The organism is Aminobacter sp. SR38 (genome assembly GCF_014843375.1).
In the GTDB taxonomy this organism is placed as follows: Bacteria; Pseudomonadota; Alphaproteobacteria; order Rhizobiales; family Rhizobiaceae; genus Aminobacter; species Aminobacter ciceronei.
Window position 1 is genome coordinate 3,918,056 of record NZ_CP062112.1, and the last position, 15,774, is coordinate 3,933,829.

General features: G+C 62.8%; 12 protein-coding genes and 1 pseudogene. 9 read left to right on the forward strand and 4 right to left on the reverse strand.

The window, feature by feature from the left end:
* On the reverse strand, window positions 1-768 hold the full coding sequence (gene gloB / locus IG197_RS19250; protein ID WP_192314321.1) for a hydroxyacylglutathione hydrolase: 768 nt from the start codon (window positions 766-768) through the stop codon (window positions 1-3).
* 106 nt (window positions 769-874) lie between these two features.
* On the opposite strand from gloB, the gene IG197_RS19255 reads away from it, so the two are divergent.
* The 5 genes and pseudogenes from IG197_RS19255 (at window position 875) to IG197_RS19275 (ending at window position 6,088) form a co-directional block, all read left to right on the forward strand.
* Window positions 875-1,645: a class I SAM-dependent methyltransferase gene (locus IG197_RS19255; RefSeq protein ID WP_154386119.1), complete on the forward strand. Its 771-nt coding sequence runs from the start codon at window positions 875-877 to the stop codon at window positions 1,643-1,645.
* A 90-nt stretch (window positions 1,646-1,735) separates the two neighbouring features.
* Window positions 1,736-2,526 (forward strand): annotated as a pseudogene (locus IG197_RS19260) (DUF1194 domain-containing protein).
* Window positions 2,527-2,624: 98 nt separating this feature from the next.
* Window positions 2,625-4,046 carry an aspartate aminotransferase family protein gene (locus IG197_RS19265; RefSeq protein WP_192314324.1) on the forward strand — a complete coding sequence of 474 codons (1,422 nt, stop codon included), beginning with the start codon at window positions 2,625-2,627 and terminating at the stop codon, window positions 4,044-4,046.
* Between the two features lie 152 nt (window positions 4,047-4,198).
* Window positions 4,199-5,086, forward strand: coding sequence for a lipid kinase (locus tag IG197_RS19270; RefSeq protein WP_256441258.1), 888 nt, complete (start codon window positions 4,199-4,201; stop codon window positions 5,084-5,086).
* 387 nt (window positions 5,087-5,473) lie between these two features.
* The gene (locus IG197_RS19275; RefSeq protein ID WP_256441259.1) at window positions 5,474-6,088 is read left to right on the forward strand and encodes an ATP-binding cassette domain-containing protein; all 615 of its coding nucleotides are present in this window, start codon (window positions 5,474-5,476) and stop codon (window positions 6,086-6,088) included.
* Window positions 6,089-6,132: 44 nt separating this feature from the next.
* Here IG197_RS19275 and IG197_RS19280 read toward each other — a convergent pair whose 3' ends face one another.
* Window positions 6,133-7,659 (reverse strand): MFS transporter, encoded by a 1,527-nt coding sequence (locus IG197_RS19280; RefSeq protein ID WP_246765189.1) that lies wholly within the window; start codon window positions 7,657-7,659, stop codon window positions 6,133-6,135.
* 152 nt (window positions 7,660-7,811) lie between these two features.
* On the opposite strand from IG197_RS19280, the gene IG197_RS19285 reads away from it, so the two are divergent.
* A complete protein-coding gene (locus IG197_RS19285; RefSeq protein ID WP_192314330.1) occupies window positions 7,812-8,669 on the forward strand; it encodes a LysR family transcriptional regulator in 858 nt (285 codons plus the stop codon).
* A gap of 484 nt (window positions 8,670-9,153) precedes the next feature.
* On the opposite strand, the gene IG197_RS19290 is transcribed toward IG197_RS19285, so the two are convergent.
* Complete coding sequence (locus tag IG197_RS19290) at window positions 9,154-10,200, reverse strand: GlxA family transcriptional regulator (RefSeq protein ID WP_192314333.1); 1,047 nt, start codon at window positions 10,198-10,200, stop codon at window positions 9,154-9,156.
* 146 nt (window positions 10,201-10,346) lie between these two features.
* Entirely contained in the window at window positions 10,347-11,954 is a 1,608-nt protein-coding gene (locus IG197_RS19295; RefSeq protein WP_192314336.1) for an APC family permease, read from the reverse strand.
* A gap of 451 nt (window positions 11,955-12,405) precedes the next feature.
* Here IG197_RS19295 and IG197_RS19300 point away from each other — a divergent pair, with 451 nt between their 5' ends.
* The 3 genes from IG197_RS19300 (at window position 12,406) to betI (ending at window position 15,515) form a co-directional block, all read left to right on the forward strand.
* The gene (locus IG197_RS19300; protein WP_192314339.1) at window positions 12,406-13,317 is read left to right on the forward strand and encodes a methylenetetrahydrofolate reductase; all 912 of its coding nucleotides are present in this window, start codon (window positions 12,406-12,408) and stop codon (window positions 13,315-13,317) included.
* 70 nt (window positions 13,318-13,387) lie between these two features.
* On the forward strand, window positions 13,388-14,578 hold the full coding sequence (locus IG197_RS19305; protein WP_192314342.1) for an aminomethyltransferase family protein: 1,191 nt from the start codon (window positions 13,388-13,390) through the stop codon (window positions 14,576-14,578).
* A gap of 310 nt (window positions 14,579-14,888) precedes the next feature.
* Window positions 14,889-15,515, forward strand: coding sequence for a transcriptional regulator BetI (gene betI / locus IG197_RS19310; protein WP_192314345.1), 627 nt, complete (start codon window positions 14,889-14,891; stop codon window positions 15,513-15,515).
* The last annotated feature ends 259 nt before the right edge of the window (window positions 15,516-15,774 follow it).

Genomic DNA, 15,774 nt, shown 5'->3' on the forward strand with positions numbered 1-15,774 from the left:
TCAGAAATTGTCCTTGCGCTTGCGGACCTCAGCGAAGACGTCGACGTCGGCCGCCTTTTCCATGCCGAGATGCTTGCGGATGGCTGGATCGGCCCAGCGCAGGAACGGGTTGGTCGCCAGCTCCTCGCCGATTGTCGTCGGCAGTGTCGGCCTGCCGTCGCTGCGCAGCGCCTCGATCTTTTCGGTGCGGGCGCGCAGGGCTGCGTTGTCCGGATCGATCGTCAGCGCGAAACGCGCATTGGACAGCGTGTATTCGTGCCCGCAATAGATCACCGTCTCCGGCGGCAGGGCGGCGAGCTTCTTCAGCGATTCGAACATGACGGGTGCGGGACGCTCGAACAGCCGGCCGCAGCCGAGCGCAAACAGCGTGTCGGCGGTGAAGGCCAGCTTCGATTTCGGCAGGTAGTAGCAGACATGGCCGGCCGTATGGCCCGGTGTCTCGATGACCTCGATGGTCTCGCTGCCGAAAGGAATGACCGAGCCTTGCTCGACCGTGTCGTCGATGCCGGGGATCTTGTCGCGCTCGGCTTCGGGGCCGATGATGCGCAGCTTGTAGCGGCTCTTCAAGGCCAGGTTCGCCTCGACATGGTCGGTATGGTGATGCGTCGTCAGGATCGTCGACGGCGTCCAGCCGCTGTGCTCGATCGCCAACTGGATCGGGCCTTCCTCCGGGGCATCGATGATCGCCGTCTCACCGGTTTCGCGGTCGTGCAAAAGCGCGCCGAAATTGTCGGTGCGGCACATGAAAAGCTTGATCTCGGCGGCCATGGCAATACTCCAGTTCGGGAACGACGATAGGGCGCGTCGGCAAGTCTGTCACGCCAAATGGGGCGGGGTCGTTGAAGTCGGTGGGCGGCGCGTCTACCTTCGGCCCATGAATTCCGACATCGTCGATCTTCGCTCCTTCTACTCGACGCCGCTTGGCCGCCTCGCCGAGCAGTCGATATCAATGGCGCTGTCGTCGGTGTGGGCCGGTCTGCCCAATGAGCGGCTTGTCGGTCTCGGTTACACGCTGCCCTGGCTCGACCGATTCGGCAGCGATGCCGAGCGTGTCTTTGCCTTCATGCCGGCTACACAAGGTGCCGTGGTCTGGCCGGCGAATGGGCCGTCCTCGACGGCACTCGTCTTTGACGAGGAGTTGCCGCTCGTCGATTCCTCCGTCGACCGGGTGCTGCTGGTCCATTCGCTCGAACATGCCGAAAACCCGCGCGAGACGCTGAAGGAGATCTGGCGCGTGCTGTCGCCGGCGGGGCGCATCGTCATTGTCGTGCCCAACCGGCGCGGCATGTGGGCGCGTTTCGAGCACACGCCCTTCGGCACCGGGCGGCCATTCTCGTCCGGCCAGCTCAACGAACTGTTGCGCGAGGCCAATTTCACCGTCTCGGCATGGTCGGATGCGCTGCATTTCCCGCCGTCACGGCGCAAATGGATGATGAAGTTCGACCATCTGTTCGAGCGCGCAGGCCGCCGCCTCTGGCCGATCTTTGCCGGCGCCATCGTCGTCGAGGCGCAGAAGCGCGTCTACCAGGGCATTCCGGTGGCGCAGCGCGCCTCGCGGCGCGTCTTCGTGCCGGTGCTGTCGCCCACCGGCGCCTCACGCGGCTTTCCAGCCCTGCGCCGTGGCGACGCGGAGCATGGTGGCTAGGCTGTACCTCACGAAGGGGTGAAGCCGCACCACTTCCATTCCGACGCCATTGCCGCGACACTGATCCATCCGTCGGAGAGCCTGCAAACGATGCTGGGCGTGCTGGCCATAGTCTTGTGTCTGGGCTGCGAGGTGCCGCGCCCGGTGGCTGGTGTTGCGGTCGATGTCGAGCTCGTGCTTGCGGTCGACGTCTCGCGCTCGATGGATCTGGAAGAGTTCACCCTCCAGCGCGCGGGTTATGTCGAGGCGCTGCGCCACCCTGATTTCATTGATGCCGTTCTGTCCGGCCAGCATGGCCGCGTCGCCATCACCTATTTCGAATGGGCGGGCACCGTGCGCGAGGAATCGGTGGTGCCGTGGCAGATCATCGACGGGCCGCAGAGTGCTGCCGCCTTCGCCGCCAGGCTTGAGGCGAGGCCGTTCAGCGGCTTTCGCGGCACCTCGATCTCGGGCGCGGTCACTTATGGCGCCAACCTGTTCGACAGCAACGACGCCGACGGCTTTCGCCGCGTTATCGACATTTCGGGCGACGGGCCGAACAATTTCGGCAACCCGGTGCTTCCCGCGCGTGACGCTGCTCTGGCCCAGGAATCGTCATCAACGGCTTGCCGATCCTGATCCGGCCGTCGCGAACGGCGTCCCGGCTCGACCATTATTACGCCAAATGTGTCACCGGCGGCGCCGGCTCGTTCGTCCTGCCGATCAAGGCGGCGTCGGAATTCGCCACTGCGATCCGGCGCAAGCTGGTGCTCGAGGTCAGCGGCGAAACCCATGCCGTGCCGGTCGTCAGGATCGACACCGAGCCCCGGGTCGACTGCATGGCCGGCGAACGCGACAGGCGGATCTATTCCGATCCCTATTTCCCCGAGCTAGATCGTTAGACTGCGGGTGCGTTCGTTGCCGGGAAGCCCTGCGCGGAATATGCTTGGTTTCTGATGTTTCTGCGGATTACGGCACTCTTGGAGCAGAGGGTACTGCCATGGAGGGGGAACAGATCGGGCGCCTGCTGCGCCAGGCCGCGGACCATGCCATCCGCTACAGGTCGGAACTGCCATCCAGGCCGCAGCGTCCGCTGCATGGCTACGCCGACGCCTTGGCCGCCTTTGACGGCCCTTTGCCCGAGACCGGAGAAGCACCCGGCGTCGTGGTCGACGAACTGGCGGCACGGGCCGAACCGGGCCTCAACGTTACCACCGGCGCACGCTTCTTCGGCTGGGTCATTGGCGGTTCGCACCCGGTCGGCGTCGCTGCGGACTGGATGACCAGCGCATGGGGCCAGAACGCCGGCAACCACCACGCCATGCCGTCGGCCGCCGCGGCCGAGACGGTTGCCGCGCGCTGGCTGCTCGACCTGCTCGATCTGCCGCGCGAAAGCTCGGTCGGCTTTGTCACAGGTGCTACGGTGGCAAATTTCGTTTGCCTGGCCGCAGCGCGCGGTGCGGTGCTGCGACGTGTCGGCTGGGATGTCGAAGCCAACGGCCTGTTCGGCGCGCCGTCGATTTCCGTGCTGATTGGAGACGACGCCCACACCACGGTGTTTTCGGCGCTGCAATTCCTCGGCCTTGGCCACGATCGGCTGATCCGGGTCGCCACCGACAGCCAAGGCCAGATGGTCCCGGACGATTTCGCTCGCCGTGCGGCTGACGTGCGGGGGCCGGCAATCGTCATCCTGCAGGCCGGCCAGATCAACACCGGCGGCTTCGACAGGTTCACCGAACTGGGGCCGATCGCCCGCGGGGTCGGTGCCTGGATCCATGTCGACAGCGCTTTCGGTGCCTGGGCGCGTGCCTGCCCTGCTTTCAGGCATTTCACCGAGGGGCTCGACGCTTGTGATTCCTGGGCAACCGATGGTCACAAATGGCTGCAGACGCCTTATGACTGCGGCTATGCCATCGTCCGCGACAGCGAGGCACATCGCCGCGCCATGACGATTGCGGCGAGCTATCTGCCGACGGCTATGGAGGGCGAGCGCGACCCCAGCCATTTCGTTCCCGAACTGTCGCGGCGGGCGCGTGGTTTTGCCACCTGGGCGATCATCCGCCATCTCGGCCGCGAGGGCATTGCCACGATGGTCGAGCGGCACTGTCGTGTTGCCCGGCTGATCGCCGATGAGCTGCGTGGTGAAAACGCCATCGCAGTGCTCAACGATGTCGTGCTCAACCAGGTGCTGGTGCGTTTCGGCGCCGACGAGCCTGCCGAGCGCGGCGATGAACTGACCCGGGCAACGATCATCCGGCTCCAGCGGGACGGCGTTGCCTTCGCCGGCGGCGCCAAATGGCGCGGACGCGAGGTGATGCGCATTTCGGTGATTTCCTGGCTCATCGACGACGCGGCCGGCAAGGCAACCGCCGCAGCCATCATCTCGGCCTGGCGCGGCGTGCGTGAAACGTCCCAGGACTGACGCGAATATTGCCGGTTACTTGGCTTCGCCGCCGGCATATTCATCCGCCTGCCTTCAAATTTGCCAGATCGATCCCTAGATGACAGCGGGCTTGGCCCACCGTGAAGAATAGGGGTTTCCTCCTGACCGACGTCATCAACCAAAAGCGCGCCGTGCAGCATTCCAGGGGCAAGCGTGCGATGCTGATCGTCAATCCGCGCGCACGCCGTGGTGGTGGCTCGATCGATGTCGTCCGTCAGGTGCTCGTCGATGCCGGTCTCCAGATCGAGGAGATGGCAACAAGCAAGGACGAGAACGCCTCCGAGCTGATCTCGCGCAATGCCGATCATTTCGACATGGCAATCGTTGGTGGCGGCGACGGCACGCTCAACAACGCGGCCGCCGGTCTGTCCTATTCCGGCCTGACGCTCGGCGTATTGCCGCTCGGCACAGCCAATGACTTTGCCCGCACGATGGGCATTCCCGCCGACCCGGTGAAGGCGGCGGAAATCATCGCCGCCGGCCACCAGGCAACCGTCGATCTCGGCGAGGTCAACGGCCATCTGTTCTTCAACGTCGCCAGCATCGGCTTCAGCGCCGAACTGGCGGGCGAGCTCACCGAGCACGCCAAGAAGCGCTGGGGCACGCTGGGCTACGGCATCGTCGCCGCCCGCATCCTGATGCGTTCGCGGCTGTTCACCTGTTATGTCGACCATGACGGCACCACCGAAAAGATCCGCACCATGCAGGTCTCGGTCGGCAACGGTCGCCATTATGGCGGCGGCATGACCGTCGAGGAGACCGCGACCGCCGACGACGGCTGGCTCGATCTCTACAGCCTCGAGGTCGACCATTGGTGGCGGCTGCTCAGGCTTCTGCCCAGCCTGCGCAAGGGCACGCAAGGCCAGTGGGATGACGTCCGCGCCTTCAAGACCACGGAGGTGACGATCCGCACCAAGCAGCCGCGACCGGTCAACACCGACGGCGAGCTGGTTACCTGGACGCCGGCGCATTTCCGCATCCGGCCGAAATCGGTCAACGTGTTCGTGCCGAAGGGCTGAGCCCCGGCCAAAGACTGCGTTTTCAATCACGGTCTGTTCAGCCGACTCGCTGATACGCCATCGCAGTTGAATGGCACACTCCGCCCGCGCCGATTCGCACGAAGCGGCCAGCCGGAGGATGCGCATGCCAGCCCAATCGTTCATCCACACCAATCGTGAGCCTCTGGCAGCAGATGTCGACGGCCGGTTTTTCGACCATCTCAGAATGGCGCGGCAGGCGCTTGCCGGCTCTCCGGTGCGCCGAACACTCGTCTGGCTCGGCCTGTCGATCCTGACCGTCATCCTCGCCACGTCGGCCGGGCAGAGGAGGAGCGCATCGACGTCGCCGAAAGCCACGACGGCAGCCTGGCGTTCGACGATCTCCAGCTGGTCTCGCCAAGCGGTTGCATCCGGCTTTCGGAGCCGCATCTCCGGGTCAGGCCGGGCGAGCGCCTGCAGGTCACGGGCGAGGCAGGTGCCGGCAAGACGCTGCTGTTCCGCGCGCTCGCCGGGCTGTGGCCATGGGGCAATGGCCGCATCGAACTGCCCAAGGACAAGCAGGTCGCCTTCCTGCCGCGCGTTTCCTACCTGCCGCCGGGCACGCTGCGCGAGGTGCTTGCCTATCCGTCCAGCGGCACAGTCCTCGACGACAAGGATTTTGCCGAAGCGCTTGCCGCCGTCGGGCTGGAGCGGCTGGCAACCTCGCTCGACCGTGTCGCGCCATGGAACGACGAACTCACCAGCGACGAATTGCGGCTCGTCGCCTTCGCGCGACTGCGTTTGCACAAGCCAGACTGGGCGATCGTCGACGAGGCCTTCGAGACGCTCGACGCAGCAGCGCATCAGCGGGTCAAAGACATGTTCGAGGGCGAGCTCGCCGGCACCGGCGTCGTCTATCTTGGCCCGAAACGTCACAATGGCGGCCTGTTCGACCGGACAGTCCACCTTGCCAAGGACAAGCGTGGGCCGGTGCTCAAGCCGATCCGCATCAAGGATGTGGCAAAGGCCAAGGCTCCGGCTTGATCGGCCGGGCTGCAGGCCGCTGGAGCAGGCCTGCAGCGGTGCGCTCAGATCGCGTGCGTCTGCGCATCCGAGCAAGGCTTGGCCGACGACTTTCCGGCACCGAACAGCACGAAGCTGAGTGCCGCCAGCACCCATACGCCGAGGCCGCCATAGAGCATCACCCAGTGGAATCCGTTGACCAGCGCGGCATGGACCGAATCGGCCGGCACATCGAGGGCGCCTTGCGCGCCGTCGGTTACGCCACCGGCGGCGATGCGCTCGGCCAGCGAGCGGAGCTGGCCGGCATCGGCGCCCTCGGGCAGCGCCCCCCTAAGTCCTGCAAGGATGCCCTCGACGAGAACGAAGCCCATGACGGCGATGTTGACGGCAAGAGCGATCAGCCTGGCGCTGGCATCGATGCCCGAGGCCATGCCGGCGCGGCTGGCCGGCACCGAACCCGTGGTCATGTTGGTGGCCGGCGTCGTCGTCAGACCGAGACCGATGCCGGCAATCAGCGCCCCGGGCAGCACCGTCAGGCCGCTCGCCCCTTCGACAGGGCTGCCCAGCCACATGGCGATGAAGCCGAGGCCGATGGTGAACAGGCCGAGCGGAATGACGGTGCGTGGGCTGGTGCGCAAGAGCAGATACTGCGCCACCGGCGACATCACCAGGAACGGCACCGTATAGGCGAGCACGGCGAGCCCCGTTTCGGTGCTGTCATAGCCGAGGCCTGCGGTGAAATAGATCGGCAGGTAGACCATGAACGGCCAATAGCTGAAGTTCATGCCGACGCAGCCGACGATGGCGCCGGAGAAGTCACGGATCCGGAACACCGAGAAGTCGAACATCGGGTGCGAATGCCTCCGCTCGACCGCGACGAAGGCGATCAGGCCGATCAGCGTCGCCGCGGCGATAGCGAGAGCCGTCGGGCTGAGGAAGCCGAGATCAGCGCCTTGGGTGATGTAGTAGGTCAGGCCGAAGACAGCAGCACTCAGGATGACGATGCCGGGCAGGTCCAGCCTCGTCGCCTGCGGGTCACGCGATTCCTTGACGCTGCCGAAGGTCAGCACCAGGCACAGCAATGCCAGTGGAGCGTGCACGAGGAAGACCCACTGCCAGGTCGACAGGGCGACGATCACGCCACCGATGATGGGGCCGAAGCCAAGGCCGATGCCTGATATGACGCCCCAGACGGCAAAGGCGTTGCCGCGTGCCTTGGCGTCCTGGAACTGGTGCGAGAGGATGGCGATCGAGCAGATGAACATGGCGCCGCCGGCCATGCCCTGCAGGAAGCGGCTGACGATCAGCACGGTGGTGTTGGGGGCGAGGCCGCACATCAAGGAGGTCACGCCGAAAGCGGCAACCGTAATCGCAAAAACGAGCCGGCGGCCGTAGCGGTCGGCAAGGGTGCCTGTTGCCATCAGCACCGTCGTACAGGCGATGGTGTAGGCGTTCATGATCCACTGCATGCCCTTGAAGTCGGCATGCAGCACATGTTCGAGCGTCGGCAGGATCACCGGCACGCTCGATATCTCAAGACCAAACATCAGCGCCGACAGGCAGATCGCCCCCAGCGCCAGACTGTCTCTCATCGTCCGCTTCATCCCATGTCTCCGGCTGGCGGCGTCGGGGGAGGAAGTCCGGTCGCCGCTGGTTATCTGGAAACATCCGAGATATGCCAAGCTTGATCATGCATAAATGCTATGCAAAAATATATCAGTGATAACAAATCGGTATAGATGACATGCTGTGGCTCGACGCGGAGGCCGTCCGTAACTTCGTCATGGTGGCGGACCTGCAGAGTTTCACCCGTGCCGCCGACGCCATGGGCTCGACCCAGGCTGCGGTCTCGGTCAAGCTCAAGCGGCTGGAGGAGCGGGTCGGACGCAAGCTGATCGAGCGCACCCCGCGCCGTGTCAGGCTGTCGGCCGACGGCGCGCTGTTCATCGAATCGGCACGCGCCTTCCTCGCCGCGCACGACAAAGCGGTTGCCGGCCTGTCATGCTCGGCGCGGCGCTTCACGCTTGGCATTGCCGGCCATGTCGCCGGACCGGAGGTGACGACGCTGCTGGCCCGCCTCAGCCAGCACGACCCGGCCCTGACCATCGAGGTCCAGGTCGACAATTCGACGCTGTTGCTCGATGCCTTCGACCGTGGCGAGCTCGATGCCGCGATCGTTCGGCGTGAGGACGACCGCCGCGACGGCGAGGTGCTGGGACCGGAGCATTTCGGCTGGTATGCGACGCCTGAGTTCGATCATCGTCTTGGCGAGCCGATCCGGCTGGCGACGCTGTCGCGGCTGTGCGGCGTGCGCGATCTGGCGATACGCACGCTCGACGATGCCGGCATTGCCTGGGTCGAGGTGTTCGTCGGCGGCGGCTCGTCGTTGGTGACGGCGGCAGTGTCGGCCGGGCTGGCGACAGCGGTCTTTCCCAGCCGTCTCGCGCCTCCCGGAACCGTCGAAGTCAGCCGCAAGTTCGGTCTGCCCGATGTGCCGGCAACCGAAATCGTGCTGCACTCGTCGCTCACCGACCGCCGCTCGCGCGAAGCCCTGCGCATCCTCGCCTGCGCCTTCCACGAGCACCGGGCAAAGGCGGGGTAGGGCATCTCTTGAGCTGGGCGAGGCGATACGCGAGGGCAGCGAAAGCGGAGCGCCCGAGCCGTCCGGTGTCCGGTCATTGATGAACGAGCTTGGCTGTGGCTCGGGCAAATGTGGCGCGTACACGCCCGCCTAGCGCCGAAAGCCCGATCTGACCCCAGGCGGATCTGCATTGCCAATGACAACATGGCCGCCTGGCGATGAAAGCCTGACGCCTGCCACTCCGCGATGACCGGCAAGATCCGACCTCATTGCCGACGTTCACGGCCAGAATGCGAACTCCTGAAAACTGCCATTTGCCGCCCGATGCCGTCCGGCTTGGTCGGGGCCGTTTGCTGCCTGTCCGGTTTGCAGGTGAACCCATGCGATAGCTGCCTCTCGGCGATCATGCTAGGCAAAATGGGGGATCAGCTGAGTGCTTGCCAGCCACTTACACCGGTCGTTACGACCAAGTCGCTCATTAAACACCAGTCGATAGGAAGGCCAGTCAAGCGCGGTCCAGCATTCGCAGCTCTCTCGGCAGCACTCCGAAATTATCGCGAAACGTCTTTGAGAAATGCGAGGACGAAACAAAGCCGCAGGCCACGGCCACATCCATGATCGGCATGTCGGTCAGTTCGATCAACTGTCGCGCCTTGGCCAATCGCAGGGCCAAATAGTGCTGGAAGGGTGTGCGTGACAGGTGGCGTTCGAAAAGTCTCTCGATTTGTCGGCGCGAAACAGCAACATGGCGCGAGATTTCCTCGAGTGACAGCGGATCCTCCAGATTTGCTTCCATCAGTTTGATGATCGGTAACAACCGCTTTCCGGCACCGCTGTAGCGCAGGCCCGGCGGTACGGACTGGCAGCTGGCGCCGTCCCGCCATCGATCGGCCGCTACATGTTGGCAGATACTGCCTGCGAGGTTGGCACCACCCTGCTTTTGAACCAGATCCATGGCGAGATCGAAGGCGGCAAACTCTCCGGCGCAGGTGACGATCTGTCCGTGGCGGACAAACAATGCATCATCGACCGCAAGGTCTTCGAATTTTTCTGATAGGGCTGCCATCCGACTCCAGTGGATAGTGCAACGCGCGTTGCGCAAGATAGCTGCGTCAGCAAGCAACCATGCCGCGGTGCCGAGCGCGTAGATCGGCACCCTGGCCCGCAATGCCTGACGGAGGTAGCTGCGCAACACGGCACCCCGGAACCTCTCGACATTCTCGCCGGCGCACAGAACCAGGTTAACGTTCGGATGGAAGCTTTTCGCTACGTCCGCCAAGCTTCCGGCCACGCCCATCGTTAGGCCGCTGGCGCATCGGACCGGGTTTCCGTCCACGCTGTGGATTGTCCAATCGAAAAGTGAGGAGCGCGTGAGCGAGTTGGCAAGTCGAAGGGGTTCTATCAGCGAGGCAAGGCAGAGCTGAGAGAAACCGGGCAGCACCAGCACAAGGAACTCTGTCGCCGACCTCGAATCGCGCAGCAGGTCCGAGACATCAGCGTCCGGCAACGACGCAACTGCGGAAAATGCCGCGTGCTTGTTCGGCGCGTTCATACGTTTCTCCTGATGCTTAAAAATCGGGCGCTTCGCCCTTCCTGGCAGGATCCCGTTCACGGCTCGGGCCAGCTGGTGCGGCGATGCCCGCCCGCACCAGCGATGTGGACGAAAGCGGAGCACACGCTCTCGTCCGGGGGAATCGGCTAGAGTGCCAGCCAGTGAGAGATTGCGACGACCGCAACACCGCCGGCGAGCGCCAGATAGGGCAGCATACCAGCCTTGGTGGCTCCCTCCTCATGCCCCAAATGCATGTCTTCCTTCATCGCAGCTGGGAAGTGTCCCTTGTCTTGGACGTAGTGGCGGAACATGAAGACTGGCAGGATGAGCGCGGCGAAGAACAAGCCGGTCACCAGTGTCCCCTCGCCCCAGATGTCGGCGCCCATGCCAAGGAAGACGAGGTTGACATAGCCCAGGAAGGTACCTGCCGCGAGCAGCCAGTTCGGCGCCCGGAACGGGCGCTCCCAGTTCTTGCGGTCGATGCGATGGATCCACCCGGAGTTCAGGTTCATGAAGATGAAGATGATGTAGCCGACATTAGACGCCGCCAAGATGAAAACGATATCCGACAGCAGAAGCAGGATCAGGTTGAAGCCGAGATCGGTCCACATGGCGCGAGTAGGTGCACCGTGTTCGTTTACATGATCGAGGTAGCGCGGCAGCCAGCCGTCGACCGCACCCTGATACAGCGTGCGTGAGGAGCCGGCCATGGCCGTCATGATCGACAGCAGCAAGGTGCAGACGAGCATCACGACGATGACATTGGTCATGATGCCGCCGGCATGGACCATTGCCGCCATCGCCTTGGCCACGCCCATGCCGCTATAGATATCAGGCGCCAGCATGCCAGCGAGGCCGAGCGATCCTTGGAAGGCAAGTGGGACGAGGATGAAGATGACGAGGCAGAAAAGGCCCGAATACAGCAGTGCCTTGAATGTGTCGGCAGCCGGGTTCTTGAACTCTCGGGTGTAGCAGACAGCCGTCTCGAAGCCGTAGGTCGACCACGCCGCCATCAGCATGCTGCCGGCGACAACCACCAGGCCCTGCCAGTTCCAGGCGCCGTTGACGACATTGCCGGCGGTATCGTGGGTGAGCGGGACGAAGGGGGTGAAGTTCGACGACACAATATCGCCGGTGAAGAGCGGAACGACACCGATCAGGACCAACGGCAATAGGGACGAAACGGCAAAGATCTTCTGAAGCTTAGCTGTCGAGAGGATGCCGCGATGCTGGATCGCAAAGACGATCAGCATCAACACAAAGCCAAGGACGAAGGTCGAGTTGATGCGAAGTGTGAGCCCGGTGCGTAGCCAACCGAGATCGATGAGTGTGATCTGCCAGGTGTTGACCACCGAATCGGCAGGAAACAGCACGCCAAGGATGTAGCCGGCGCCGAGGCTAACGCCGATCGCCAACACAGGCGACCAGGCAAACCAGTTGCACCATACCGAGATGGGAGCCAGCAGTTTGCTGTAGCGCACCCAAGCGATTGCACCATAGACGGACGCCCCGCCCGACTTGTGCGGGAAGAGGCTGGCGATCTCGCCGTAAGTGAAAGCCTGGACGAACCCCATCACGATCGAAGCAGTCCAGACCGCCACCGAAATGTTGCCGGCGGTGGCCGCGATCGGTCCGATGGTGAATAGGACCAAGGCAGGCACGCCGCTGGTGACCCAGAAGGCGTCTACCCAAGTCAGTGACCGGATAAGCCGGTGGTCCCGGTTAGCGGGGACCGTCATAGGTATGTCTGTCATTGATTTTCTCCTCCCAGAGCAATGCCGACACTTGTGTTGGGCGCAGGCCGCGCTGCCTTCTCCGACTATCGGCGGCGTTTTATTAGTACCATGGTACGATTAAATCAAGGCGTTCACGCATTTTGATCGCCCAACGCACCTTCAGACGCCCTGGGCGTTGAGTCCCATGGGTTTATTTCACGTTGCGGTCACGCGGCCGAACGGCAAAGGCGAGGTTCTCGTGAAGCTATTGAATTAATTAGCAATAATAACGTGGCTTTGAGCCATTGCGGCATTTCAGGTGTCGGAAATACCCACATCAACCGAGCGTTGGGCCGGCATCAGGAAATGCCCGTAACAAATTTCGGTCTTGATATTATCGTACGCTCATACTAAATACGACGCCACATGACTGACCGAAGGCGAAAAAAGTTCCGCGGTTCGACGTCATGAAGTTAATGGGAGGAAGGGAATGAGATTGTCGGTCACGAGGAGTGATCTCGACGAGGCCATTGGCGCGCTCGTCGGAAACTTCTCCATAGAAGCATTGCCGAAAGACACGCAGAAGTTTGATGATCTTCGCGATCATCTTCCGGTAGGCACCCGTGTCTACGTCGCCTATACGTCAGGTTCAACCGCTGAAATCGTCGACGCCGCCGAAAAGCTCCGACATCAGGGCATGGAGCCGGTGCCGCACATCCCGGCGCGACGCTTCGCAAGCCATGACGAACTCAAGGGGTTCCTCGGCAAGCTCGCCGCGCGCGCTGCGGTCAAGCAGGTCCTGTTGGTTGGCGGCGATGTGGCGCGCCCCGAAGGCCCCTACGCCGCCTCGCTGGATGTGCTGAGGACAGGCATGCTCGAAGGCCATGGCATCGAGGCCATCGGCTTGGCCGGACATCCTGAAGGCCACCCTGGAGTGGCCCGGGAAGCGCTGCGCAACGCCTTGATCGACAAGTGCGAATATGCCGCCAAGGTGGGCCTGGACGTGTCGCTTGTCACACAGTTCCTGTTCGACACCGACAAGCTGTTTGCCTGGCATGCCGACTTCGTCGAAAATGCCGCGCCCGGCATCGCCGTGGATGTCGGCCTGCCCGGCCTCGCCAAAATGACCACCCTCATGCGCTTCGCCAAGGATTGCGGCGTCGGCGCCTCTTTTGGCATGCTGACACGCCACGCCGGCCGCGCCTTCAAGCTGGCCACGTCCTTTTCGCCCGAAGACACGCTGCTCGAACTGGCAGATGGCGTGCGCAAGTCAGGGCGGCCAATTTTCCGGTCTGTCCACTTCTACCCGTTCGGCAGCTTTGAGAAGACGGCCGAATGGCTGCGCGGGCTGCAGTCGCAGAGACCTGCGCGCGGCCAGCCGCACCTGGCCGAGGCGCTCTGAGCGCCTGTCCAATCCCTTCAATTCCTATCCAATCGACAGAAATTCCGTTGTCATAACAGGAGGAACCATCATGACAGCCAACCTCACCCGCCTCGTTGTCTCGGCCCATGAAGAGCCAGGTTGGGACTACGGCACTATCCGCGGACCCTACTCGCAATTCCACGTTGCCAACGGCGCGAAGTACACGGTCTACAACAATCGCCTGATGCCGGTGTCGCAGAAGATCGACCGCCTGGACGGCTATTGGGCGCTGCGCACCAAGGCCGGCCTGTTCGACACCGGCGAACGCCCTGTCCAGATCAAGGGGCCGGATGCCGCAAAGTTCTGCAACCGCGTGTTCACCCGCGATTGCGCAAAGCTGAAGCCCGGTCGCGCCGGTTACGGTTTGCTGTGTTACCCTAACGGTACGATCCTGTGCGACGGCGTGCTGATGCGTCTCGAGGAAGACACCTACTGGTACGTCCAGGCTGACGGTCCTGTTTTCTCCTGGTTCATTGCCCACTCGCAGGATCTCGACGTCGAAATCTCGGACCCGGAATCCTGGGTCACGCAGATCCAGGGCCCGGCCTCGCTCGACATCCTGGCGAAGCTCAGCGACACCGGCGTTCCGGCTGAATTCAAATACTTCTCCGTGGCTAGGACGACCATCGGCGGCCAGCCGGTGATCCTATCGCGCACCGGCTGGACCAACGAGATGGGATTCGAAGTCTACACGCTGCCGAACGGCGGCAAATTCGATGGCGCAGCCATGTGGGAACGCTTCATCGCAGCCGGCAAGCCGCACGGCATGGAGATCTGCGCACTCGACAGCATGGACATCCGCCGCATCGAAGGCGGCATCCTCAACAACGGCTCTGACATGGATGAAACCATGACTCCGTTCGAGGCTGGCCTCGGTGCATTCGTCGACCTTAGCAAGGACGACTTCGTCGGCAAGGCCGCGCTGGCCAAGGCCACCGGTTCGAACCGTGTCGTCGGCCTCAAGTGCCCAGGCGGCGAACCGCTTCGTCTCGGCGCAGTGTCGATCGCCGGCAAGAAGGTCGGTTTCGTCACTGCGGGCGCCTGGTCGCCCTATCTCAAGCAGGGTGTGGCGATCGTCCGCCTCAGCACCTCCATGGCTTCAGGAACTGCGGTAGAGGTGTTCTGCCGGGACGGCAACACGCATGTCGCGATCCTCGACGACATGCCCCTCTATGACAAGGAAAAGAAGATCCCGCGGGGCCTTGAGCCGAGCATTCCGGTCCAACACGCGGCCGAATGATCAAATATCGGCCCGTTGGCCAATCAGGCTGATGCTATCAAATTGCTTCGGACCGCGGACGGCCTCGGCCGCCCGCGGTCCTCTCTATTGTTTGATCCGGTCTTTCCGATAGGCCATCGCAATCGACCTGATCGCCCGTCGCATGCGGAGCGACAGACCTAAGAAAAGCGTCGGCAGGCCGTGTTCGTCACTAGAGCTATTTTCCTAAGCCGGATATTGCCTGATGTAGACGCTATGAGCACAGTCACCTCTGTGCTTTTCGGCGACGTGAGATACTATTGGGCCTGATTGCGCATGAGGATGTATTGAAATGCCGAAACTGGGCATGGCGCCCATTCGCCAGAAGCAGTTGATCGACGCCACTTATCTAGTTCTGCATCGTGATGGCATCGATGACCTAACCCTGAAGAAGATTGCTACTCAGGCAGGGGTCGCCACCAGTATTATCACCCACTATTTCGGCACCAAGGAAGCGCTGATCGCCGAGACGATGTCGGACCTGGTCGGCAGTTTGCTCCGCGAAGTCCGCGACAGGCGCAAGCAGGCAAAAAGCACGATTGACGAGATCGTGGCGATCGTCGATGGCAATTTCGCGCCCTCGCAGGTGTCCCCCCTGGCGGTGTCGGCCTGGCTCTATTTCTGGAGCCGCGTCCCGTACGACCCGGCTTTCGATCGCATGCAGCGCCTCTGCGACTATCAATTGCGCAAGTATCTCGCCAGATCGCTGAAGGACTTGGTGTCGAAGGAAGAGGCCGACGACATCGCCGAGACCATTGTCTGCCTGTCCTATGGGTTCTGGCTGCAATTCGCCCATCGCCAGGGCGAATTCGACGTCGCGCGCGCTCATCGCATGGCACTCCAGGTCATCGAAGCCCGAATCCAGACCGCCTGGCAAAAGAACCTTCACCTCACCGAGCGAACCTCTCTGGGGGGATGAAGGGCATGGTGTCAGACACAGCGTGCATTGCTGCCGAACGGCGATCTACGAACCCAGAAATCAATTGGTCAGCGCGGACTGGAGCGGTCAGGGCGATGGTAGTGACAAGGACAAGCGAAACACCGGTAGCGGACACAGTCGACAGCTTCGGCATCGCATCCTCCACGACACTGGAAAACATGGTCTACAACCCAGAATCGATGCGATCAATTCGGTTCTGTTGCTAGTTCAGTATTTGATCAGAAATTCGAGCAGACCG